We start from the raw sequence: 23,169 nt of genomic DNA on the forward strand, positions 1-23,169 counted from the left end.
ATGGCGTAGAGTGCGGCAACAAAACAGTCACACTCCTGTTGAATGAAAAAAGCGGAGAGCCTCCAAGAAACCCTCCGCGAAAGAACTATTGCAGGCAAGGCTTATCTCTTCCGCGCCTTGTAGTATTCAGACGGCATGGTAACCTCCAGCCGCTTTCCGGTTCCGTCTACCACGCAGTCGAGCGGGCTGTCTGCCACATGTACCGGCATGTTGGTTTCCTGTGAGATCAGCATGTCCAAACCGCGCAGCAGAGCACCGCCGCCGGTAAGCATAATACCGTGGTCAATAATATCGGCAGAAAGCTCAGGCGGGGTTTTCTCCAGCGTGCTTTTTACAGCATCCACAATCAAAGAAAGCGGGTCTGCCAAAGCTTCCCGAACCTCGTCGGCATGAATGGTTACATTTTTCGGCAGGCCGTCGAGCAGGTTACGGCCCTTAATGACAATCGTAGCATCTCTGGTCTCTTCCGTGGGGAAAGCAGAACCGATGGTGATTTTAATTTCCTCAGAGGTACGCTCACCAATCAAAAGATTATATTTCTTTTTGACATAAGAAATAATCGCTTCGTCAAACTTGTCACCCGCTACGCGAACGGAACAGGAGGTAACAATGTCTCCCAAAGAAATAACGGCTACCTCAGTGGTGCCGCCGCCTAAGTCAACCACCATACTGCCGGTAGGCTCAGCAACGGGAAGCCCTGCTCCAATCGCAGCCGCCATAGGCTCTTCAATCAGGTCAACCTGGCTTGCTCCTGCCTGGCGGGCAGCGTCTTCCACAGCGCGGCGTTCAACCTCGGTAACACCAGAGGGAATGCACACCACAATGTGAGGCTTGCTAAACATATTTGCTTTAGTTGCTTTTTTGATAAAATGCTTGAGCATAGTTGCGGTTATGTCAAAATCCGCAATAACACCGTCTTTTAGCGGACGAACCGCTACAATGGAACCCGGGGTGCGGCCGATCATTTCTTTGGCCTGTGTACCAACAGCCAAAACCGTGTCGGAGCGAATATCTACCGCCACAACTGACGGCTCGCGCATCACGATTCCTTTTCCTTTCATGAACACCAAAGTATTGGCTGTTCCCAAATCGATTCCGATATCCTTTGCAAACATGGATGTTCCCCTTTCATTCCCGCCCGTTTTATGTGTATCAATAATGTATTGAATGAGTTTCTGTCAATTCTTGAAAAAGGGCGCAAAAACCCAATTAGACCGAATAATCCTATTATAACCGCTGTACCGTCATTTCTCAACAGGAAACCGAAATAATCACAAAAAATTCATTTTTTCAAATAGGAATGATTCACAAAAATACTAGGAGTAGCGCTTTCTTGCTCCCTCTCACCAAATCATAAGGAAATATTACCCGTTTTGCGTCTCGCTTAATCAGTGTAGAGGTATGATTGGACAAGAGAAATAGTGTGGAATTAGAAATCTTCCGCATGAACAGCGTTTGCGATAATCTCTAAAATAATTCGATTATCCGATGGCTCATAAAAAGTGATTTGAACTGCTTCTTCCACTTCCGCTTTTGTTCCTCCGCCGTCTATCATATCTGCAATTAACTCATCTAATAAATCTGACTTTTTAAAAATCTGTATATCACCGATTGGTTGATCCGTTGACTGTCTGTCTTTGAGTCGCCAGCAATCCACAAAAATCAACTTTAATCCTTTTGCATTCCATCTTTCAATTACAACCTCTGCTTCGTTCCGAATGATTTTTATACTCTTGATAGTGCCATCCGAAAGACCCAAATGATTTAGATTATCCATTACTTCCTCCGTTTGCAGTATACTTTGGCGAAAATCACTTTGCACTCAGCTCGATTACTTGCTACCCCAATAGAAGTCGTTTGCCTCAATTGTGGAATTGGTGCATTTTGCAGGAGTGTTTTCCTATGATGAATCAAACCCTCAAACGAGAGCTCGCTTGAGGGTTTGATTTGTTAGAGTTATGGGAAGAAAATAGATTACCGCAGATTTTTATCGAGCCAAGCAGAATATGCAGCAAGCTGCTCTGGTGTGTGGAAGAAATGCTCTGCGCCGGGTACCACTTCTAAACGGCTTGAAAAACGCTCGACAAACGAGTTGATGGTATCGCGCTCGCACAGGGTATCGTTCTCCCCGTACAAAATCGCAGTGTCGCAGTTCCAGTGCTCAATGGGGTGTTCCTTTACATAGCAGTAGGTATCCCAGTATAAGGTTTCACCCATGGGGGTTGGAATTTCACCAAGCTTTTGCAGTTGTTCCTCCGTAACCTCAAACCATTTCATCATATTGGTAATCATACGCTGCATGTCTACTAAAGGAGATAAAAACAGTGCTTGGTGCAGCGGTTCTCTTGAAAATTCCAGTAGGCTAAAATAGGCGCCAAGGCTGCAAGCAAACAGGCTGATTTGCGACCAACGCTGTTTGGCGTAGTCCATCACTATGCGTAAGTCCTTTACACTGTTTTGCACCTTGCAGGGAGGCTCTGTGCCAATGCGGTCCCCATGAGCTGGCAAATCAAAGCTGATGACCTGAATGCCACGCTGCGCGGCTTTTTCCGCTAGTATTTCAATAGAAGTATCTTTTTTATGAGAGTGACTGCCGTGTACGGCAAGAATCACTTGGTCGGAACTATCTCCCCAAACAAGTGCGGGAATCTGTTCAATTTTCATTGTTTCTATTTTCATACAATTATTACCCTTTCTAAGACCGTGAATTTACAACATTACTTTTGAAGATCTTTGCTTAAGCAGTTGTTTCTCCACGAGGGCATTCCTTGGCTTTAAAAAGGAATTTTAGATTACATCACTCGCCTGAATGCGCCCCATGGGGTGTTACTCAAGCAATGAATCTGTTATGTCATAACGTCACTTGCTTTCTGAATAATATAAAGTCATTCTACCACAAAAAGAAAAGACTATAAATAGAAAGACCAGCTATAAAAAGTCAATAGGCAAATACAAAAAAATCACCGATTTTTTTCAAAGAAAGAAATTAGGACGCCATCAACATTATACTCTTTGGTAATCTCGTAGCCATGCTTCTTGTAAAAATAATGATTTCTCAATTTGTCAGAAGGCGTTTCCAGAGACCAATGTTTTGCATCGGGGAAAGATTCATCAATAAAAGACAGAGCAAGCTGGCCGATCCCTTTGTTTTCATAGTCAGGAACGATACAGATGCAACCCAAAAAATAATCGGCATTGCCATTGTCTTTTACAATGATGTCGCCAACAACAATGTCATCGGACAATATTTTGTAGACAAAATTGCGTGATATGCTTTTCACCATGCTGTCGCGAGAGCGGTTGTATCCGGGGCAAATGCCGTATTTGATGAAATCGGAATAAAAACTTTGATCCTGTACAGAAATTAAGGTATCTGCGTCCTCTAAAGTAGCACGTGCAAATTGGATATTCATGTGATTTTTCCTCGTTGTTTTGTTTCTTTGGCGGCGTCGCTTCATACGGCCTGTTCTTTCTGAGAATGGTAAAATTTGATTCACGGACAGGGTTACCCTCTGGTTTTTTACGGCAATACAACCTCGTTAGATATGCAGCGCTTAACGCTATCCAGCTCATTCGTATCTGACTGTAAAGACAGAGGCGAAATTCTTTCGTAAGAAGCTTAAACTTCAGGGAGGAGTTACTGCGCCCTCTGCCCGTTACGCTCATTATCCCATATCCATTACTGGGTAACAAGTTTTATCCGGTGTACTTGTCATAAACACCGCAAATACATTTGAAAAGGAGTTGATTCTTTTGAGAATCAACTCCTTTCGAAATGCTTTAACGTTACCCGTTGGATTCACCAGTTGAAACTGTGCTATCGTCGTCCTCAAAGTCAGGAGTGTACACTTCGCCAGCCTCCCAGCTTTTGGTGAGCTTTGCAACAACCCCACCAAGAAGCAACAATGCCAGAATGTTGGGGATTACCATGAGACCATTGAACAAATCCGCAAGACTCCACACCAGGTCTACCTTGAGGGCACAGCCCACACCAACAAAAATAGAAACCAGTACCGCATAGAGCGAGACCGCCTTTTTGCCAAATAAGTACTTTACATTGGCAAGGCCAAAGAAGTACCAGCCCATGATAGTTGCAAAGGCAAAGAAGAATACGCAGATGGCAATAATTACATAACCAAACTGACCAAACACCTCGGAATAAGCAGCCTGTGTAAGCTGAATGCCGGTTACAAACTCCCCTTTACCATCCTTAGAGCCTAAAACACCGGAGGTTAAAATGGCAAGCACGGTAAGAGGAAGCAACACAATGGTGTCGATAAATACGCCCATCATGGCAACAAGACCCTGCTCGCAAGGATTTTTTACGCGGGCGAGCGCATGCGCATGAGGGGTAGAACCCATACCGGCTTCATGGGTAAACAAGCCGCGGGCAATACCAAAGCGAATTGCTTGTTGTACACTAACACCCAAAACGCCACCCAATACAGCCTGCGGGTTAAAAGCTCCTACAAAAATATCGTAGAATGCGGTCAAAATATTCTGGTAGTTTACAAAAATAACAACCAGAGAGGCTACCGTAAAAAACACAGCCATAAAAGGAACGACCTTTTCAGCAACGGCAACAATGCGCTTTACACCACCCAGAAAAACCAGCAGAGAAAGCAGTGCAAGGCCGACGCCAACGTATTCTGAACGGATGCCGAAAGCTGCTTCCATTGCGCCGCCAACAGAGTTTGCCTGCACCATATTGCCCATAAAGCCCAGAGCAAAAATAATTAGAACGGCAAAAATGGCCGCAACAACCTTGCCTGCGGGGCCTTTAATAGCGGCCTGAATGTAGTAAGCAGGGCCACCAACCAGAGTGCCGTTCACCTTGGTCTTATAGCGTTGTGCAAGGGTTGCTTCCCCGTAAATGGTAGCCATACCCAAAATTGCACTTACCCACATCCAAAACACGGCACCGGGGCCTCCGGAAACCATAGCAGTAGCCACACCCGCTAAATTTCCTGTTCCGATTTGAGCCGATACAGATGTGATGAGCGACTGGAAGGAGGTCATTCCTTCTTTTTCGCTTGCTTTCTTTCCGCTAAAGGTAATTGACCCAAAGGTAGAGTGAAAGCTTTGTTTAAATTTGCGGAACTGAATCCCTCTGGTCAGAATTGTAAAATAAATTCCGACGCCGCACAGAAGAATAATTAAAAAGAAGTTCCATAAAACACCGTTAATACTGTTGACTAAATGAGAAAACCATTCCAAGAAAAACACCCCTCCAAAATAAATAAGAACAGCCGTCAATTCTACCGGAAGGAGCTCATCCACAGGAAAAGAAAAGAGTCAAACCATACTTAAGGTATGGCTTGACTCTGGAAATACACAAAAAAGGCCCAATGATAGTTGGGCACAGATCTCTGTCCTTTTGCCTGAGAGATTAGCGCGATACGTTCGAGCCTTACACCTTCGGCACCCATTTAAGGGATTCTCCAGAGTTACATCCATTCATAGTCCTCACCCGAAACAACGGGAACCTGAGAGTGTTACTCCTTCGGTAGGCCATGCGGCCGTTTTCCTACGAACTTCACTTGTAGAGTATGAAGTTTGCTCCATCATAACATAATAGCAAAATGAAGTCAATAAGTTCTACAGAGTCAAATTTATGCTGTTAAAAAAATAATTATTCCGTATATACTGGATTTTCTATTACCGTATTAGTTGAATAAAGAATCAAATCAAAAGAGAGGCTTCATATCTTGTCTTTGTTTTAGAATAAATGTATAGAATCAAAAAATACACCCGGCTGTTCCTGTGCAATAAATACAGAGAAGCAACCAGGTGCATGAAATAAAGTATTTCGATGAGGGAATTACGCGTTTGCTCGCAGAACAGCGCCCCCCACTACCATTTTTAAAACCTCAGAGGTCCCCACGCCAATGTCCATTAAGCGACCGTCACGTGCGTAGCGCTCCAAATTACAGGTTTTGAGGTAACCATGTCCGCCAAATATTTGAAGAGACTTATGGCATACCTCGTTAACAGTTTCCGCTACAAAAATTTTAGCGGTTGAGGTTTCTACGGCGCAATCAACGCCGGTGTCCATTCGTTTGGCTACGTCGTCTACCAATAAGCGTGCGGCCTCTAGCTTCACGTGCATTTCCGCCACCATTTCTTGTACGGAATAGAGTGCGGCAATGGGCTTGCCAAATGCACTTCTTTGGTTTGCATAAGTGGCGGCTTCTGCTAAGCAGGCTTCTGCAATGCCAATCCCCATAGAGCACATACCAAGCCTTCCGCCAATAAGGCCATACATTGCCACCTTAAAGCCGCCGTTTTCTTTGCCGAGTAGAGTTTTAGTAGGAACAAAGCAGTCTTTTAAAATAATGCTAGTTGTATTGGAGCTGCGGCACCCCATTTTATTGAGGTTTGGGCCGACCTTCAAGCCCTCGGCTTTACGGTCAACCACAAAAACGCTAATGCCCTTTGCGCCTAGCTCCGGAGCGGTTTTAAATGCGAGAACCAATAGGTCTGCGATGCCGCCGTTGGTAGAAAAGTATTTGGTACCGTTAAGTAGGTAACCGCCCTCTACTGCGGCAGCGGAGGCCTGCATGGAAGCCGCGTCGGAGCCTGCACACACTTCGCTGATGGTATAAGCGGCAATACGCTTGCCGGAGAGTAGGTCTGGCAGCCAGCGCTGTTTTTGCTCGGTGGTGCCGAACTTTAAAATGGCGTCAACCGCCATCCAGTGCACATGCAGGGTTAATGCAACACCGGCACTGTTGCGCGCAAGCTCCGTAGCCATCCGTTCAGCCGCGGCGGTAGAAATGCCAAGTCCCCCAAATTCTTGGGGATAACGCGCACCAAAAAAGCCTGCCTGTGCCATTTCCTCCACAAGCTCTGTGGGAAAGCGATTCTCTTCGTCTAGCTCACGGGCAATGGGGCGCAGCTTCTCATCCGAAAATTGCTTAGCCCGTGCAATCATCTCCTGCTCATCTGTTGTATATCGATTCATCTCTATCCCTCTCAGAGTTCCATCTCATGAAAATCGTCGGCCACAACGAATTCAGCGTCAGTCAGCCGCTCAATTTCCTCTAAGGTAACACCCGGTGCGTACTCTTTTAGGATTAGGTGGCCCTCTCCAACGTCGAATACGGCTTTATCCGTCACGATCGTTTTTACACAGCCTTTTCCCGTGAGAGGGAGAGAGCATTTCTTCATAATTTTGGAGTTTCCCTTTTTGTCTGCGTGCATAAGGGTTGCAATGCACTTTTCGGTGCCATAGCAAAGCTCCATAGCTCCGCCCATACCCGGCCACCATTTTCCCTCTCGCTTTGCTGCCCAGTTGGCAATGTTGCCGTATTGGTCAACCTCTAATGCACCGAGGATGGTAACATCCAAAATCCCGCTGCGCATTGCGCCGAGCGAGGTGGCTAAATCCATAATCGCTGCACCGGGTACGAGAGTAACCGGCTCAGTGCCTGCATTTGTAATGTCTGCCTGTGCATTTGCAGCGGTGGGGCGTGGGCCAACGCCAATTACGCCGTTTTCCCCGTGAAACATAAGGTGTACACCCTCCGGCAAGTAGTTTGAAGCCTGAGTAGGCATACCAAAGCCCAGGTTTACAAGCTGGCCGTCTTTTAATTCCTTCGCCGCACGGCGTGCGATTAATTCTCTGGGATCCATACAAAATACCTCCTTTATCCGTGATTTACTCTGCTTTTAATTTACCGATTTTCAGCCAGTGCTGGCGGTAGATTTCGTTATGTTCTTCTAGGCTCAAGCCCTGAACAACTGCATTTATGAACGGTGCCGCACACCCTACGCGTTCGGGTGGTATAGTGCCTACGGGTACAATTTCTTCTACCTCTGCAATGGTATAGTCGCCTGCCATACCATACATTGCATTGCAGTTAAGGCCGGTATAGCGAAATTCCAGATTGCCAATTTCATCTGCACGCCAAGCTTTAATAATGGAATACGGAGCGCGAATGGCGGGCTCAACAAAGCAATCCATCCCGTTTACATGAATCACCTGTTTGGGCTCCTGTAAATCTGGGAAAAGACCCGGTTCATCCAAAATCCCAACACCAACGGGAACTAAAACACCGCCCAGCCCCATTGCACCGGCGCGAACCTTCTCTGCCAAAGTACCCATCGGGTAATATTGTTCTACTTTCAGGGAGCCTTTGAGGAATTCAATGGTAGATTCCTCCGTGGTGCCAACATGGGAAGAGATAATCTCTTTTACTAGACCATTTTTGTAGAGCATGGCACGGCCAAAGCCGCTTAGACCGGGTTCGTTTGTTATTAAGGTAATCTCTGAGATTTTGTGTTCAATCAGCCACTCGATGCAGCATGTGGGTTCCGATGCTCCCACAAAACCACCCATTAAAATTTTTGCACCCTTTTGTGGGATACAGGCAAGCGCCTCATCCATACTCATTACTTTTTTACCAAGCTTAGACAAGATAAGTCCCTCCTTCTTGAATACGTCACATTGTGTTACGGTTGTTTTGCGAATGGTACTACTAATTGTTATTAGCAAGTTGCGTGCCAACTGCAAAAGAGCGTAAAAAAGTGTAATTTACACGTTTTCTGTGAGTGAACACTGTACCAAGTGGCACAGTGTTCGCGAGACACTGTGTCTAAAACGAGACTCAAAAGAGAAACAAAAAGGAGGCTTCCCTTTTCGGGGAGACCTCCAGAATAAAAAGCTTGTTATTTGATTTGATATTTGTCGAGCTTGCGGTATAGCGCGGAGCGGGAAATTCCGAGTTCGGTTGCTGCATGTACACGGTTGCCGCCGTTATGGGCAAGCGCATCTAAAATTAGCTGCTTCTCCCTTTCAGTCATGGCATTGTGATAACCGGGCTGCTCGTCGTTCTCTCTCTCTTTTTTATTGGTGTGAACATCCCAAGGTTTGTTAGGTACTTTTTTTAGGCTGACAAGCTCTCCCTCACTCCAGTTTACGCCCTGCTCCAGAATGTTTTCCAGCTCCCGCACGTTGCCAGGCCAGTCGTATTCCATAAACTCAGCCATAGAGTCGGGTGTAACGCCCAAGGCATGGGAACCGATACGTGCATTAATACGCTGTAAAAGAAAACGCACCAAATCTGGCAAATCTGCTTTCCTCTGGCGTAAGGGAGGGATGTTAATAGATAAAATGTTGATGCGATAATACAAATCCTCCCGAAACGTGCCAATGCGAATCATCTCTCGCAGATCACGGTTGGTAGAGGCGATGACGCGTACATCTAAGGTAATGGGAGCACGGGCGCCAATGCGCCATACTTCTCTTTCTTGCAATACACGCAACAGCTTAACCTGTACATCCAGCGGCATATCCCCAATCTCATCGAGCAAAATAGTGCCGCCGTTTGCCAGCTCAAATTTGCCGGGGTTACCGCCGCGCAAAGCGCCCGTAAATGCACCGGATACATACCCAAACAATTCCGCTTCTATCAAGTTGGTGGGAATTGCACCGCAGTTAACGCTAATAAATGGTCCATCGCGCCTCACCGAACGGGTGTGAATGGCCTGCGCCACAACTTCTTTTCCAGTTCCGCTTTCACCAGAAATTAAAATGGTGGAATTGGTGCGGGATGCTCTGCGAGCCAGTTTTTTCACATAAAGCATGGATTCGGTTTCCCCCACCAAGTCCATACAAGTGTATAGGTGAATCGGAGTTGTTATGGGGGATACTTTCACAGGGCTCCCGAGTTTTTCCGCAATACTTTTTGCCACCATCATATCGGGAAAAATAGTTTTTACCATAGCGCCAACAACCAGGCCATCCTTTTTGATGGGAAAACGCGCAACGAGAGCCTCTTTGCCTTTTGCTACAAGGGTGTCTCCCCATTCCGAGTAGCCGCGACCCAGTGTTTCAGGCAAGCGACAGCTTGGCATAAAAACCCGAATGTCTTGCCCGAGCATCTCTTTCTCTGTAGTTTGAAAAAAATCTAAAAAAAATTGATTTACGAAAAAAATTCGGCAGTCTGTGTCAATTGCTAATACACCCTCAAATGGAGTGTTCAGCATGGTTTGAATATGTTCTTCTAGCGTTAAATCTGATATGGAAATGAGCTTTGAATTCATAATGCAGCCCTCCAAACGCGATTACTTCAATTCTCTATTAAATAATATAGCAATTTCCATGCCATCTGGTATGGTGGCATACTCAGCAGATTTTTAATAGAAAAGCGGAACACAGTGTGTCTATATCGAGACACTGTTCGCTCGATTTTGAGACACTTTGTGTCATTAACTTCAATGTAACACAAGTAAAAGTAAGATGCAATCGTATTATGGCTGATATTAAATGGGAATAAGAACCTGCAATTCTTAGTTACTTATGTTAGCTTTTCATTTGCAGAATAAAAAATCGTCAAAGGGCGGTTTTTTCGGGTTCAAATTCCTTTGAGTAGATAATGCTAATAAGAAAAAGCAGTCTAACCACTAAGGTTAAACTGCTTTTGGCGCGCCCGAAGGGATTTAACGGCGGTAATACCGCCTACCGGCTTGCGGCACAGCCGCGGCGCCGCTCTTCGCTAAAAATGTGCCACAGGTACATTTTCTAAACGCTCAGACCCTTTCGGGTTCGAATCCCTTTAAGTAGATTATGCTAATAAAAAAGCAGTCTAACCATTAAGGTTAAACTGCTTTTGGCGCGCCCGAAGGGATTCGAACCCCTGACCTTCTGATTCGTAGTCAGACACTCTATCCAGCTGAGCTACGAGCGCAAATCGCTGATGCCTGTCCTAAGACGGAACAGCTTTATTATTATATGCAAAGACAGACAAAAAGTCAATAGATTCTGCAAAATAATTTTCTTTTAGGTAGAAATGCCTTGCTGCTGGTTAGAGCAGCAAGGCTGAAAATCCAAAAGGAGGAAGAGTTAGAACGCCACTACTGGGAGCTTCTCCCACCAAGCAAGTGGCTTTTTCCCAGCCAGTGGGCAAGGGGATTTGTTCCTCTGCACTGCCGGAGTTAAGAGCCGCCATCAGCTGCTGAGCTTCACTATTGCGAATATAACACAAACAGCGCCCGGTTGCCCATACCGGTACAAGCGGTGAATCCTCCAAAGCGGTGTGTGCGGTTTGCCGCAGCTTTGCCAACGAGCGGTACCACTGCGTAAGAGAAGCATCTTCTTTCCCCCATGGGAAGCACCTGCGATTAAAGGGGTCACGGTAGCCCTCCATGCCGGCTTCGTCTCCGTAATAAATACAAGGCACACCGGGTAAGGTGTATTGCATGAGGGATGCGCCGCGTAGGCGCTTAAGCGCAATCTCTCGCTGGTTAGTGCTTAGGTACTGCTGGCTTTGCCACTCACGGTCTCTTCCATTTAGGGTTTCTCCACCCAAAATGGTGAGGGCACGCTCCGTATCGTGCGTACCAAGGTGGTTCATTAAACAGCGCAGAACCTGCGGTGGGTAATTCTCTTGTATTGAAAGCAGAATCTCCATGGCGTCTTTTGCTTGCATACCGGTGTAAAAGCCAAGAATTGCATTGCGGAACGGGTAATTCATAACACTGTCGAGCTGATTTCCCTGAAAATAACGGCGGCGCTGTTCGTAAGCAATTTTATTGGAGGCGTCTTCCCATACCTCGCCTAGAATGAGAGCATCAGGCTTTTCTGCTTTCGCGGCATAGGTGATATGCTCCAAAAGGGAGTCAGAGAGCTCATCCGCTACGTCCAGCCTCCAGCCCGACGCGCCAAGGCGAAGCCACTTTCGTACGATGCCATTTACTCCGCAAAGGTATTCCCGGTAGCTGTCGCGGCACTCATTGATGCAGGGCAAGGTAAGAAAGCCCCACCAGCAGTCGTATTTCTCTGGCCACGACTGGAATTCGAACCAATCGTAATAAGGGGAATCCTTGGATTGGTAAGCGCCCACCGTTGAATAGCGACCCTCGCGGTTAAAATAAACGCTGTCACTGCCGGTGTGGTTAAACACGCCATCGAGCAAAATGTGAATTCCCAAGCGCTGTGCTTCGCTGCAAAGCTGCGCGAAATCCTCTTCTGTGCCGAGTAAGGGGTCGATTCGGCTGTAATCTGCCGTATCGTACCTATGATTGGAGTGTGCCTCAAATATGGGATTTAAATAAAGGCAGGTGACCCCTAAAGACTGTAGATAAGGTAGTTTTTCACAAATCCCTTTTAAATCTCCACCAAAAAAATCTCGGTTTGTAATTTCTCCGGTTTCATCGGGCAACCATTGCGGCTCTTCTCCCCATACAGAGTGCATTTTTCGCCCGGAGGGGATGTTTTCTTTCTTATTTCCAGAGCAATAAAATCGGTCTGGGAATATTTGATACAAAATTCCACCCGAGAGCCACCGGGGTGTTTCAAACCCTGGCTCATAGACGGTAAGCTGCCATAGGTTTGTACCGGTAAGCTCCCCCTTCCCGCCTAACGAACGGCCAATGGTTTGGCTGCCTTGGTTCGTCTGTAATGAGAAGGTGTAAAAATACAGCCCGCTACGTGGCGGAGTAAAATCGCATTCCCACCACTCTTGGTCTTCGCCGTTCATTCCGCACCAAAACAGTTCCCAGTCAAAACTCTCACCGGCATCCTCCTGCATGTGGAGTGTAGCGGCTGTGCACCCAAGAGTACGGGGGAGCGTTATTTTAAAATGAATATTTTGTCCCGCGGGAGTGGCTCCCACGGGGCTTTTATAGATTGGGTCTCTGGAATCAAACATAAAAGAACGAAGCTCCTTCTTCCCATTGCCAACCTGCTTTTTCAGGTATTATGGGGAGTGTATTATTTCTCCGCCTTTTCCACGGGAGGAACCGGCTCCGCGTTCCAAATCTCGGTTGCGTATTCGCGGATGGAACGGTCGGCGGAGAAGCGCCCGGCATGGGCGGTATTGATGAGTGCCATGCGGTACCAGTGCTCTTGGTTCTGGTATAGCTGCTGTGAGAGGCGGCGGGCACGAGCGTAATCATCGTAGTCTGCCAGAACCATATAGGGGTCATTGTTTTTGAGGGAATCTGCAATTTGACCAAAACTTACTCCACGGAAGCCGCGGCTGAGTTCATCCAGCGCATTGTGCAAAACCAAGTGGTTTTGGTAAATCTCCTGCGGGTGGTATCCGTTTTTGCGTTCCAGAACCTGCGGGGTGGTCATACCAAACAGAAGTATGTTTTCATCCCCTACTGCGTCGTGAATTTCCACATTTGCGCCATCCAGCGTGCCAAGGGTCACCGCTCCATTAATCATAAATTTCATATTACTTGTGCCGGAGGCCTCCGTGCCAGCAAGCGAGATTTGCTCGCTAATGTCAGCGGACGGAATCAGCAATTCTGCGAGTGTGACACGGTAATCTTCCAAATACACGATTTTCATCTTCTGGTTAACACGAGGGTCATTATTAATGGTATTCCCCAATTGAACAATAAACTGAATAATCTGCTTTGCCATATAGTACCCCGGAGCGGCCTTTGCACCAAAGAAATACGTTTTAGGGGTAAACTCTGCATTGGGGTTTTCTCTAAGCCACTGGTAGGTGGCAAGAATTTCAAGTGCGTTCAGGTGCTGGCGTTTGTATTCGTGTAAGCGCTTGACCTGCACATCAAAAATAGAATCGGGGTCTAGCTCAATTCCGTTGTTTTTCAATACGTAGGCGGCTATGCGTTCCTTATTATTACGGCGTATTTTTGCCATGCGTTCCAATACAGTTTTATCGTTTTGGAATTTCAGTAGGCGGTCCAGCCGGGCGGCATTGTGAATATAATCTTCACCAATTAGCTCGGTAATTAGGTCTGCGTATTCCGGGTTCGACTGATTCAGCCAGCGGCGGTACGCAATGCCGTTTGTCACGTTACGGAATTTTTCGGGCATTTCGGTGTAGAAATCATGGAAAACAGTTTGTTTTAAAATTTCACTATGAAGCTGTGAAACACCGTTGATGGAGTGCGTGCTGACCACCGCGAGGTTTGCCATTTTTACGTAACCATCATTCAGGGGTGCCATTCTGCCAACTTTATAGCCGTCTGCACCCTTTGCGTGCATTTCAGCACAGAAGCGGCGGTTAATTTCCTCTATAATTTGGTAGATGCGTGGCAGGCGACGGCGGAACAATTCCACGCCCCAGCACTCAAGAGCTTCTGCCATCACGGTATGGTTTGTATATGCCATGGTGCGGTGAACAATGCTCCATGCCTGCTCCCAGCCATAACCGCATTCGTCGAGCATAATGCGCATCATTTCAGGAATTGCCAGAACCGGGTGCGTGTCGTTTAGGTGAATGGCAATCTTCTCCGGCAAATTGTCAAGCGTGCGGTTCACCGAAAGGTGGCGACGAATAATGTCTTGAATTGTAGCCGAAACAAGGAAGTACTGCTGTGTCAGGCGCAGGCTTTTTCCCTCGGGGTGGTTATCTTCGGGGTACAGTACCTTTGTAATCACCTCTGCCATGGCGTTTTGCTCCATAGCTCGCAGGTAATCGCCGCCATTAAACAGCTTCATATCAAAATCGGCTTCGGCAGAGGTTGCTGCCCACACGCGCAGGCGGCTGATTCCCCTGCCATCCAAACCGGCTACATATAAATCGTAAGGAACTGCCAAAACCTTTGTGTAGTCCTTATGGCGTACCACGTGGTACTGGTTGTTCCAAGATTCCTCAATGGTACCATCAAAATGCACCTCTACGGCGCGATCCGGTACAGGCTGAAACCACACGCTGCCACCGGGGAGCCAAAAGTCGGGCAGTTCGGTTTGCCAGCCCTCCACTAGCTTTTGGCGGAAGATTCCATACTCATACCGCAGGGAATACCCCATTGCGGGGTAGCCGAGCGTTGCCAGTGAATCCAGGAAACAAGCGGCAAGGCGCCCAAGCCCGCCGTTGCCAAGCCCGGCATCTGGTTCCTGCTCGTAAAGATAATCTAAATTTACATTCATACCGGAGAGCGCCTCGCGGAAGGTGCCTTCCAGACCAAGGTTAAACAGATTGTTTTTGAGTGAGCGCCCCAATAAAAACTCCATACATAAATAATAAATGGTTTTCGTATCGGTTTTGGTTGCGTTATCTCGAAATTCTTTGCGGCCTTTTACCATCATATCACGTACAACGAGGGCTACCGCTTTGTAATATTGTTCATCAGTAGCGTCCTGCCATTCCACACTCATTTCATGTCCTAGGGTTTCTTTTATACGGGTTTGAATCTCTTTGTTTGTAAATGTATAATTCATATGACACTATCCTCCAATTCCTCATTCCAAAAGTGCCTTACAGCAATGCGGTGCGCTTGGTGTTGTAAAACTGGGAGCGCCGCAATTAAGGGAAGTGCGTTTTTTGTTTGTATCTTTATTAGTTTAATGAAGAGCTTTTCTTAATAAGATATGCTAACTTCAATTTATGTTTATTGTATACCAAAATGAGTGGAAATACAATTCTAATAAACTCACAGAATAAAATAGGAAAAAACGTAAGTTTTGCCATGTTCTCTCAATATTATTCCTGTTGTCTGGTGCGGAGTTGCTTTTCGTTACTACAAGTATTATTTTGTTATTTTTTATGCATAATGCATAAATTCGTATAAAAGGGAATGAGATAGTTTTCTGCTGCAATAAGAAAGAATATATGGCAATTCGGGTCAAGCTCTTTTCTATTTAGCGAAAATGTCTTATAATAAAAGGGATTGAAATTAGCAACGCTAGCCTGCTGCTAAGGCTGTGAAAGGATGGTCACCATGAATAAGATTAAGGTGCGTCTGAATATTTGCGGAACCGAGTGTACTCTTACCTCAGAAGATAATGAGACCTACGTGCTCGCACTTGGGGATGAAGTGGAAAAAAGCATTCAGAGCATAATGGCCAGAAACGACCGTGTATCGCTGACTTTGGCCTCAATTATCACTGCTCTGTCTTTCTGCGACGAGTCGAAGAAAGCAACTGCGGCTGCAGATAATCTGCGGTCTCAAATTAAAGATTACTTAGAGGATTCTTCCCGCAGCCGCTTGGAGGCGGATGAAGCTCGCCGTGAAATTGAGCGTATGAAGCAAGAAATACAAACACTGCGTACGCGGCTCTCGGCAGGAGAAGCGGCGCAGGCGGTAGCCCGTGAAGCAGCTTTCACTGCACCTGTTGTGCCAGAAGTAGAGACGCCGGTGCAAAAAGCACCTGTGCAGGAAGAAAAAGCGGTGGAACAACCCGAAATGCCAGAACCTCCTTATGAGGACGAGCCTGTGGAAGAGCTGCGCCCTGCCGCACCGGCTGTGCCAAATGTGCATACCGGCCATTACTCCCGTCCGCTTTCTGCGGAAGTACCGGAGGAATTGGATCGCAGCAGCTTTATGAGCTTTTTTGAGAAGAAAGAAACGGACTAAAGACAAAACATACCCGTTCGAATGAAGAAAGGGGCGCTGAGATGAGCAACCGAGATTATACCATTGTACTTCTGCTTGCGGCTGCAATGTTTTTAGTTGGCTATAATGTTCTGGAAAAAATGACGACCCAGCCCTTGTCCTCCAATTCGTACGGAATCATAATGATAATTGTGTTTGCACTGTATGTGATATATTTAGAAAAGCAAAGAAAAAAACCAAAAAAATAGCGCTGCACATTTTGCGGTGCTGTAACTGGTATGATTGGGCTGCCTGCGTGTCGTAAGGAGCAAGATTGCTACTTTCGCGTTCGGCGGCCTGTACTATTATTTTATACAATAGTAAGGTTGGGATACAAACAATGGAATTATTAGCACCGGCAGGTTCGCCGGATTCTCTCGTTGCGGCGGTTCGCTCCGGAGCAGATGCCGTTTATTTGGGTGGCAGTGCGTTTTCTGCCCGGGCATCCGCCAAAAATTTTGATGATGATGCCCTGCGGGAGGCGGTGGAATACTGCCACGCTCGGGGTGTAAAGGTTTACTTAGCACTTAATACTCTTTTGCGGCAGGAGGAGCTTTCCGCAGCGGTGGAGCTTTCCCGGTATGCTGCCAGTTTGCCGATAGATGGAATGATTGTGCAGGATTTGGGACTGGTTTCACTCTTGCAGGAGCGTGCACCAAAGCTTCGTTTAAATGCGTCTACACAGATGTCGGTCACGAACCCAGCGGGAGCGCGATTGCTAGCGAAAAATGGTTTTCCCCGTGTGGTGGTTGCAAGAGAGCTTTCTCTCGAACAGATTCGCGAGATAAAGGAAGGCACTTTGAATACCCCAATTGAAATAGAAAGCTTTGTGCATGGCGCATTGTGTATGTCGGTTTCCGGCCAGTGCTATTTCAGCTCGGTGTTAGGCTCACGCAGCGGCAACCGCGGCATGTGCGCCCAGCCCTGCCGCCTGCCCTTCTCTGTGCCCGGCGGCACTGGCAACGACTTGAGTTTGCGCGATCTCTCGATGATTTCTCGTATTTCGGAGCTGGAAGAAGCGGGTGTGACCAGCGCAAAGATTGAAGGGCGCATGAAGCGCCCGGAATACGTTGCCGCCGCAACTGCCGCCTGCCGGTATTCTGCGGATGGTAAGCCGATACCGGCTGAGCTTACGGAAAACCTTTCCGCGGTATTCTCTCGCTCCGGCTTTACCACCGGGTATCCGGATGGCGAGCTTGGGCGTTCCATGTTTGGAATACGCTCCAAGGAAGATGTGACCGGGGCAACCAAAGAGGTATTTGCAAAATTACATGCTCTATATAAGGATGAATTTGCCCGCGTTCCGGTTTCACTGGGGCTGTTGGTGCATGCAGGCAAACCTGTTACGCTCACCGCTACGGATGATGAGGGTCACAGCGCGGAGGCGCTTGGAGAGTGTCCGGAGCCGGCGCTAAATCGCCCAATTGACGAAGAACGCTGCCGTACTCAGCTTGAAAAAATGGGCGGTACTCCATTCTTCGCAAAACAGATTGCTTGCGATATTGAACCGGGGCTTTCTATGCCTATCTCGATGCTTAACCGCCTACGGCGCGATGTTTTGGAGCAATTGCTCACAATGCGCTCCAAGCACAGCCCGGTGCCGTTTACGAAACTCCCTATACCGGAAAAAGAACCGCACAGGCCTGCGAAAACGTTAAGGCTGCGCGCTTCGTTCCGCCGTGTGGAGGATATCCCGGAGCTGGCTAAGCAGTGTGAATTGGTCTATTTACCTGCCATGCTGCCTTCAAAGCAATTTGAAGATTTGCTTTCCCGTGGATTTCCGGTTGCAGCTTCCCTACCCCGTGGGATTTTTGGCACCGAAAAGAAACTTAAGGAACGACTGAACGCCTTAAAAAGCATGGGTGTTCGTGATGTATGGGCAGGCACTTTGGGTGGTGTTGGGCTGGCGCTGGAAAGCGGCCTGAAGGTACACGGCGGATTTTCCCTCAATGCCATGAACACCCCCGCGCTCCAATGGCTACAGCACCAAGGTTTGGAAGATACCGAGCTTTCTTTTGAGCTTAGCTTATCCCAAGCCGCCGCGCTTGGCGGGGATTTGCCTCGTGGCCTTGTGGTGTACGGGCGGCAGCCGCTTATGCTGTGCCGTAACTGCCCTGGGAAAAACGGCTCGCAAAGCTGTGCAGAGTGTGGCGGAAACGCATGGTTAACTGACCGCCGCGGCATTCGCTTCCCTGTGATGTGCGATGGGGATGCCAGTGAGGTTTTGAATTCAGTTCCGCTGTATTTGGCGGACAGAATGCGCGAAGTTCGGGGGCAGGATTTCGGAGTTTTAAGATTTACTGTGGAAAACTCTGTGGAAATTGAGGAAATCTTTCGGAATTATCTTGGTTTGCGGGCTGTGGAAAATACAAAACGTGACAAAGAGCAGCAACCTTTTACACGAGGTTTGTATTATCGTGGTATTGAATAACAAAGCATGCAGGAGGAGCACGAAATGGAACCCATTCGTTTTCAAAAACTACACCCTAACGCTGTTTTGCCACAGCGGGCAACTCCCGGCAGCGCCGGCGTGGATCTAGTCGCCTGCCTGCAAGAGCCGGTGCAATTACAGCCGGGTGGCCGGGCAATGGTTCCCACGGGGCTAGCAATGGCACTGCCTACCACAGAGTGGGTAGGGCTTGTGTATGCACGCAGTGGTTTGGCGGTTCGCCATGGAATTACGCTTTCCAACTGTGTTGGCGTAATTGATAGCGACTACCGGGGAGAAATCCGCGTAGGTTTGTGCAATTTAGGGCAAGAGGCATATACCATCCAGCCAGGGGAACGCATTGCACAGCTCGTTATCACACCAGTGCTTCTGCCGCCTGTGGAACAGGTGGACGAGCTTGACAGCACCGAACGTGGAATCGGTGGATTTGGCTCAACTGGGAAACAGTAACACACAGAAAAGAGGAAAACCAAAATGAAACATAATTGGCTTAAAAATTTGTTTCTGGTGATTCTGCTTGTGCTGGCAGTAGTGCTGGGCAAGCTGCTTGGTACAGTAACGGCAAAGCAACCGCTTTTTTCTTGGCTTGGCATGAGTGCAGATTTTGGTCTAAAGCCTGTAACGGTTGATTTATCTGTGGTGAATTTCACGTTTGGGCTAATGGTTAATATTAATGTGGCACAAGCACTGTTACTTGCAATTGCAATTCTTGTGTTTAGTTCGGTTCATTTGCGCCCCTAAATAAGTTATACATTTTCGTTCTTATAATAAAAAGCCGCTGTTCTTCAAACGAGAACAGCGGTTTTTCATGCCTGTTGATGATTCGGTTTTTATAAAAAGGTTTTCCCCACTTTCCAGCTCTATTGTGGAAAACCAAAGCAGAGGTCATTATGAAACGGAAAGAAAAGCGGAAAAGAGTGATATTGCCTGCTTTGCCATACTATTATTGTTAGAGGATAAGTTCTACCTTTCCTTAAATATAGAAAAAAAGAAGAAGACTTGAAACAAAGTCTTCTTCCATATCAGTCACGATTATTTACAGCCTTCAAAATCCTTGTAGAGCAGGCTGGGCTGGATTCCCTTGTTGTTTTGATACTTGCCGCTGCAATAGGGGTCGTATTCCCCATCAATTGTATGGAAATAAATCTGGCAAACCTCAACATCTGGATAGATAATCAAAGGTTGTACTACAAAAATTTCCAAAGTCCAAAATCCGGCAAAGCCTACATCACCAAAACCAGCGGTGGCATGAATGCACATTCCGAGGCGGCCAATGGAAGAACGCCCCTCCAACATGGGGACAAATCCCTCGGTCTTGGTAAACTCCTTTGTACGACCAAGGTACAAACGGCCGGGTGCTAAGGTAAGACCCTCCGGTGGGATTTCAATGAGAGTAGCAGGGTTGGGGGTTTTCATGTCCAGTACGGGGGCGTCATACACCAAAAGCTCGTTGTGCAGAGACAAATTGTAGCTGTTTGGGTTCATTTTAGATTCATCGAACGGGTCGATGACAATCTCTTTCCCCATATGCTTTAAAATCTCTTTTCCCGATAATATCATGACGAAAGGCTCTCCTTTTTATGCAGTCGGTTTTTATTATGTAATTCACTTCGTAATTACTCTTATGAAAGTAGGGCTTATAAAACATCGTTTTCTCTTAAGAAAAGAAGTGTATTGCATTAAAAATAGATAAGCTTAATTATAGCACATTGCCGATTTTGTGTAAAGAAAGGCGTCACGGAGCTTTTCGTGTCGAAAATAGGAAATACTTGTGTTATAAGGTGAAATAGAGTATCATACACGCAGAAGAAAGCCTTGTAAACCATTAGGGACTATGAAAGGGCTGTGATTTTATGCGTTCTATGAGAAAAAAGGATCGGCAAACCACGCAAGAAGAAGCTTACCAAATATTAGAAGCTGCGGAATACGCAACTCTTTGTACGGTAAATGCAGAGGATGGTGCGCCGTACGGTGTTCCAATTTCTTTTGTTGTAAAAGACGGTGTGGTTTATATTCATATGGCTCCGGAAGGCCAAAAGCTGGAGAATTTGAAAAAAGACCCCCGCGTTTGCATCATGTGTGTTGGTCAAACGCTCCTGTACCCCGAGCAGTATACTACCGATTTTGAAAGCGTTATTATAAATGGAACAGCAGAATTTGTGACTGACCGCGATGAAAAGTTGGAAGCGCTGAAAACACTGTGCGACAAATATGGAATGCCGGAGGGCGGAGCCTTTTTAGAGAAGAAAATGCAGGGCGGAGTAGACCGTATGGAGGTTGTAAAAGTACCAATAGCATCCATTACCGGAAAAGCCCGCTGGAGAAAACCGAAACCGCCCTTGGAGTGACTGGAGGAATACAATGGGAGACGCTGTTGTAAATCGATCGTTTGTATTTTACGGGAAAGAATCGCCCACACCAGAGATACAGCGCTTGCTGCATGCCTCGGAGGAGCTTCAGTTTTGTGTAAAGACATTCCGCGATGTAGCCGCGTTTACCGATAAGAGGATTTTAATCGTAGACCGGCAAGGGATTACCGGGAAAAAGGTTGAGTATTTTTCGGTGCCCTACCGCAGTATTGTTACGTATGCCATTGAAACAGCAGGTGCTCTGGATTTGGATGCCGAAATAAAGCTGGTGCTCTCTGGCGGGATTGTGCTGGAGCTTAGCTTTCTGAAGGACAAAGAGAACCAAATGGAGGGGCTCTTATTTCAGGTTTACGACCTGATAACACAGTATGTTTTGGGATAAGTATTGCCTTATATAGAGGAACAACTGTTTTGCCTTGGGATTCTGTCTTTCTTTTAGGGAAGGACAGAATCCTTTTTTTGAAGATTCATGCCGATTTTTAGTGGGCTATAAACCAGCGTTTATGGCGAGTTCAAAATAAATTCATATTTTTTTTATTGTTTTATAGAACAATTTGTATTTATTTGGAGGACAGAACAAGAAAAACACGATCCATAAATTTGTTAGCTTTGTATAGAATTGTTTTGGAGTGCATGAGTGGAAACCGTGCAAAATTTTTATATAATTCACAATACTTCAAAATACTACAAATCGTAAGGAATCAATATATGGGGGATAACATACACATAAGTAGTTTTAGTACACAATACTTCTTTCTTGACGTGATTCGACCATTTTCGTCTCTCATTTGAAGGAAGTGAAAACGAAAAAAATCATTTTCTTGCTTTTTCGGCATTTTTTGTGCTCTATTTCCCTTGCGGAAGAAAGTCTTAGCCAGCAGTCCGTTTTTTATGGCAAGAAAGGCGGTGAGAAATTCAAAATAAATGGTGTGAATTTTATAAGCACAAGGGATAGTAAAAATGGCGTGAAAATGGGTGAATAAAAAGGACAAAAATAAATTGATTTATTGACGGTATAAATAGATGTATATGTGTCCTTGAGGCGTAGACAAACACCGCCGAAATCCACTGCTGGTCGCCATTTTCGGGCTATTGCCTTTGCAAAACAAATGCACTATAATAAGGGCGTATTCTAAATCGACAGCTCGGACAGGTGACTGCCCAGCGGTAAAAAGGAGGCTGTTATGTCATTCTTAAAGGGGTCCATAGGGGTAATGGATTCCGGCATTGGCGGGCTTACGGTAGCAAAAGAAATCCAACGTATCCTGCCTCATGAGGACATCCTGTATATTGGTGACAGTGCCAATTGTCCCTACGGTAACAGAACGGCACAAGAAATTGCAGAGTTGAGCCGCAATATGCTCCGCTATTTGGGCGAGCGGGGAGTAAAAGTGGTGGCAATCGCCTGCAATACCATCTCAACCCTAGTCGATGTATTAACACCAGATTTTGATTTTAAGATCGTTGGCATTGTAGCGCCATCTGCTGCATATGTTGCGCATTCGGGAATCAAAAAGGTAGGGCTTGTAGCAACCGAGTTTACAGTTGCAACAGGGAACTATGATAAGTTGATTCATCAGCTTGACCCTACGGTACAGGTTACCGGCAAGGGAAGCCCACTACTGGCGGGGCTGGTTGACAGAGGTGACTTTAACCAGCAAGACATTAACACAGAGATCCGTACCCAGATCAACTACATCCTATCCAAAGACCCTGAAATTCAACACATTATATTAGGGTGTACACATTACCCGATTATTGAATCGAATTTCAGAGAGTGTTACCCGGAGATTACTTACATTAATCCGGCTCTGGAACAGGCGAACGCCGTTCGCAGTTATTTGGAGGAAAAAAACTCTTTGGATGAGGAAAAGGAAGGCAGCTTTTCCATTTGCACTTCAGGCGACCCGGAGGTTTACGTTCAGGTGGCAAAGCGCATTGGTATGAAAGAGCCATCTTCCGCAATTCACATTGTCCTTTAAAAACAGTATTCCAAATTTGTTTTTAAGGGTGAAGAAATCAGAAAGCGATTGTACATATTTTAGATTAGCT

The 23,169-nt window shown here is 46.5% G+C and carries 20 protein-coding genes, 1 tRNA gene and 1 riboswitch; of the genes, 8 read left to right on the forward strand and 13 right to left on the reverse strand.

Features of this window, described 5'->3' with window-relative positions:
• Positions 1-101: 101 nt before the first annotated feature.
• The 12 genes from CAN90_RS00345 to CAN90_RS00400 all read right to left on the reverse strand — a co-directional run bounded on the left by CAN90_RS00345 (position 102) and on the right by CAN90_RS00400 (position 15,145).
• Positions 102-1,115: a rod shape-determining protein gene (locus tag CAN90_RS00345; RefSeq protein ID WP_085831852.1), complete on the reverse strand. Its 1,014-nt coding sequence runs from the start codon at positions 1,113-1,115 to the stop codon at positions 102-104.
• Between the two features lie 314 nt (positions 1,116-1,429).
• Complete coding sequence (locus CAN90_RS00350; protein ID WP_085831853.1) at positions 1,430-1,777, reverse strand: hypothetical protein; 348 nt, start codon at positions 1,775-1,777, stop codon at positions 1,430-1,432.
• A 197-nt stretch (positions 1,778-1,974) separates the two neighbouring features.
• Positions 1,975-2,679: an alpha/beta hydrolase gene (locus CAN90_RS00355; protein WP_085831854.1), complete on the reverse strand. Its 705-nt coding sequence runs from the start codon at positions 2,677-2,679 to the stop codon at positions 1,975-1,977.
• Between the two features lie 281 nt (positions 2,680-2,960).
• Entirely contained in the window at positions 2,961-3,413 is a 453-nt protein-coding gene (locus CAN90_RS00360) for a GNAT family N-acetyltransferase (RefSeq protein ID WP_085831855.1), read from the reverse strand.
• 373 nt (positions 3,414-3,786) lie between these two features.
• A complete protein-coding gene (locus CAN90_RS00365) occupies positions 3,787-5,217 on the reverse strand; it encodes an alanine/glycine:cation symporter family protein (RefSeq protein WP_085831856.1) in 1,431 nt (476 codons plus the stop codon).
• Positions 5,218-5,359: 142 nt separating this feature from the next.
• Positions 5,360-5,455: riboswitch (glycine riboswitch) on the reverse strand.
• Between the two features lie 366 nt (positions 5,456-5,821).
• Positions 5,822-6,964: an acyl-CoA dehydrogenase family protein gene (locus CAN90_RS00370; RefSeq protein ID WP_085831857.1), complete on the reverse strand. Its 1,143-nt coding sequence runs from the start codon at positions 6,962-6,964 to the stop codon at positions 5,822-5,824.
• A gap of 11 nt (positions 6,965-6,975) precedes the next feature.
• Positions 6,976-7,635, reverse strand: coding sequence for a 3-oxoacid CoA-transferase subunit B (locus tag CAN90_RS00375; protein WP_085831858.1), 660 nt, complete (start codon positions 7,633-7,635; stop codon positions 6,976-6,978).
• A 25-nt stretch (positions 7,636-7,660) separates the two neighbouring features.
• Positions 7,661-8,419 carry a CoA transferase subunit A gene (locus CAN90_RS00380; RefSeq protein WP_200807576.1) on the reverse strand — a complete coding sequence of 253 codons (759 nt, stop codon included), beginning with the start codon at positions 8,417-8,419 and terminating at the stop codon, positions 7,661-7,663.
• Positions 8,420-8,670: 251 nt separating this feature from the next.
• Entirely contained in the window at positions 8,671-10,047 is a 1,377-nt protein-coding gene (locus CAN90_RS00385) for a sigma-54 interaction domain-containing protein (RefSeq protein ID WP_085831859.1), read from the reverse strand.
• Between the two features lie 567 nt (positions 10,048-10,614).
• A tRNA-Arg gene (locus CAN90_RS00390) sits at positions 10,615-10,691 on the reverse strand.
• A 117-nt stretch (positions 10,692-10,808) separates the two neighbouring features.
• Complete coding sequence (locus tag CAN90_RS00395; RefSeq protein ID WP_085831860.1) at positions 10,809-12,653, reverse strand: glycoside hydrolase family 13 protein; 1,845 nt, start codon at positions 12,651-12,653, stop codon at positions 10,809-10,811.
• Positions 12,654-12,715: 62 nt separating this feature from the next.
• Positions 12,716-15,145: a glycogen/starch/alpha-glucan phosphorylase gene (locus CAN90_RS00400; protein ID WP_085831861.1), complete on the reverse strand. Its 2,430-nt coding sequence runs from the start codon at positions 15,143-15,145 to the stop codon at positions 12,716-12,718.
• A gap of 500 nt (positions 15,146-15,645) precedes the next feature.
• Here CAN90_RS00400 and CAN90_RS00405 point away from each other — a divergent pair, with 500 nt between their 5' ends.
• The 5 genes from CAN90_RS00405 (at position 15,646) to CAN90_RS00425 (ending at position 19,489) form a co-directional block, all read left to right on the forward strand.
• Positions 15,646-16,281, forward strand: coding sequence for a cell division protein ZapA (locus CAN90_RS00405; protein WP_085831862.1), 636 nt, complete (start codon positions 15,646-15,648; stop codon positions 16,279-16,281).
• Between the two features lie 41 nt (positions 16,282-16,322).
• Positions 16,323-16,508, forward strand: coding sequence for a histidine kinase (locus CAN90_RS00410; RefSeq protein ID WP_085831863.1), 186 nt, complete (start codon positions 16,323-16,325; stop codon positions 16,506-16,508).
• A 131-nt stretch (positions 16,509-16,639) separates the two neighbouring features.
• Complete coding sequence (locus CAN90_RS00415) at positions 16,640-18,730, forward strand: U32 family peptidase (RefSeq protein ID WP_085831864.1); 2,091 nt, start codon at positions 16,640-16,642, stop codon at positions 18,728-18,730.
• Between the two features lie 24 nt (positions 18,731-18,754).
• A complete protein-coding gene (dut, locus tag CAN90_RS00420; RefSeq protein WP_085831865.1) occupies positions 18,755-19,198 on the forward strand; it encodes a dUTP diphosphatase in 444 nt (147 codons plus the stop codon).
• A gap of 24 nt (positions 19,199-19,222) precedes the next feature.
• Positions 19,223-19,489, forward strand: coding sequence for a DUF4321 domain-containing protein (locus tag CAN90_RS00425; RefSeq protein ID WP_085831866.1), 267 nt, complete (start codon positions 19,223-19,225; stop codon positions 19,487-19,489).
• A gap of 291 nt (positions 19,490-19,780) precedes the next feature.
• Here the strand turns inward: CAN90_RS00425 and dcd are convergent, their stop codons facing one another.
• Positions 19,781-20,308, reverse strand: a complete 528-nt coding sequence (dcd, locus tag CAN90_RS00435; RefSeq protein ID WP_085831868.1) for a dCTP deaminase — start codon at positions 20,306-20,308, stop codon at positions 19,781-19,783.
• Positions 20,309-20,601: 293 nt separating this feature from the next.
• Here dcd and CAN90_RS00440 point away from each other — a divergent pair, with 293 nt between their 5' ends.
• The 3 genes from CAN90_RS00440 (at position 20,602) to murI (ending at position 23,099) form a co-directional block, all read left to right on the forward strand.
• Positions 20,602-21,096, forward strand: coding sequence for a pyridoxamine 5'-phosphate oxidase family protein (locus CAN90_RS00440; RefSeq protein ID WP_242953531.1), 495 nt, complete (start codon positions 20,602-20,604; stop codon positions 21,094-21,096).
• A gap of 13 nt (positions 21,097-21,109) precedes the next feature.
• Positions 21,110-21,499, forward strand: coding sequence for a PH domain-containing protein (locus tag CAN90_RS00445; protein WP_085831869.1), 390 nt, complete (start codon positions 21,110-21,112; stop codon positions 21,497-21,499).
• Between the two features lie 802 nt (positions 21,500-22,301).
• Positions 22,302-23,099, forward strand: coding sequence for a glutamate racemase (murI, locus tag CAN90_RS00455; protein ID WP_085831871.1), 798 nt, complete (start codon positions 22,302-22,304; stop codon positions 23,097-23,099).
• Positions 23,100-23,169: the final 70 nt, after the last annotated feature.

This window comes from Clostridium merdae, from assembly GCF_900176635.1.
Classification (GTDB): Bacteria; Bacillota; Clostridia; order Oscillospirales; family Acutalibacteraceae; genus Faecalispora; species Faecalispora merdae.

Coding starts and splice junctions, on each gene's coding strand:
- CAN90_RS00345 (WP_085831852.1), bottom strand. CDS start 1,115: ATGTTTGCAAAGGATATCGGAATCGATTTGGGAACAGCCAATACTTTG.
- CAN90_RS00350 (WP_085831853.1), bottom strand. CDS start 1,777: ATGGATAATCTAAATCATTTGGGTCTTTCGGATGGCACTATCAAGAGT.
- CAN90_RS00355 (WP_085831854.1), bottom strand. CDS start 2,679: ATGAAAATAGAAACAATGAAAATTGAACAGATTCCCGCACTTGTTTGG.
- CAN90_RS00360 (WP_085831855.1), bottom strand. CDS start 3,413: ATGAATATCCAATTTGCACGTGCTACTTTAGAGGACGCAGATACCTTA.
- CAN90_RS00370 (WP_085831857.1), bottom strand. CDS start 6,964: ATGAATCGATATACAACAGATGAGCAGGAGATGATTGCACGGGCTAAG.
- CAN90_RS00375 (WP_085831858.1), bottom strand. CDS start 7,635: ATGGATCCCAGAGAATTAATCGCACGCCGTGCGGCGAAGGAATTAAAA.
- CAN90_RS00385 (WP_085831859.1), bottom strand. CDS start 10,047: ATGAATTCAAAGCTCATTTCCATATCAGATTTAACGCTAGAAGAACAT.
- CAN90_RS00395 (WP_085831860.1), bottom strand. CDS start 12,653: ATGTTTGATTCCAGAGACCCAATCTATAAAAGCCCCGTGGGAGCCACT.
- CAN90_RS00400 (WP_085831861.1), bottom strand. CDS start 15,145: ATGAATTATACATTTACAAACAAAGAGATTCAAACCCGTATAAAAGAA.
- CAN90_RS00405 (WP_085831862.1), top strand. CDS start 15,646: ATGAATAAGATTAAGGTGCGTCTGAATATTTGCGGAACCGAGTGTACT.
- CAN90_RS00410 (WP_085831863.1), top strand. CDS start 16,323: ATGAGCAACCGAGATTATACCATTGTACTTCTGCTTGCGGCTGCAATG.
- CAN90_RS00415 (WP_085831864.1), top strand. CDS start 16,640: ATGGAATTATTAGCACCGGCAGGTTCGCCGGATTCTCTCGTTGCGGCG.
- dut (WP_085831865.1), top strand. CDS start 18,755: ATGGAACCCATTCGTTTTCAAAAACTACACCCTAACGCTGTTTTGCCA.
- CAN90_RS00425 (WP_085831866.1), top strand. CDS start 19,223: ATGAAACATAATTGGCTTAAAAATTTGTTTCTGGTGATTCTGCTTGTG.
- dcd (WP_085831868.1), bottom strand. CDS start 20,308: ATGATATTATCGGGAAAAGAGATTTTAAAGCATATGGGGAAAGAGATT.
- CAN90_RS00440 (WP_242953531.1), top strand. CDS start 20,602: ATGCGTTCTATGAGAAAAAAGGATCGGCAAACCACGCAAGAAGAAGCT.
- CAN90_RS00445 (WP_085831869.1), top strand. CDS start 21,110: ATGGGAGACGCTGTTGTAAATCGATCGTTTGTATTTTACGGGAAAGAA.
- murI (WP_085831871.1), top strand. CDS start 22,302: ATGTCATTCTTAAAGGGGTCCATAGGGGTAATGGATTCCGGCATTGGC.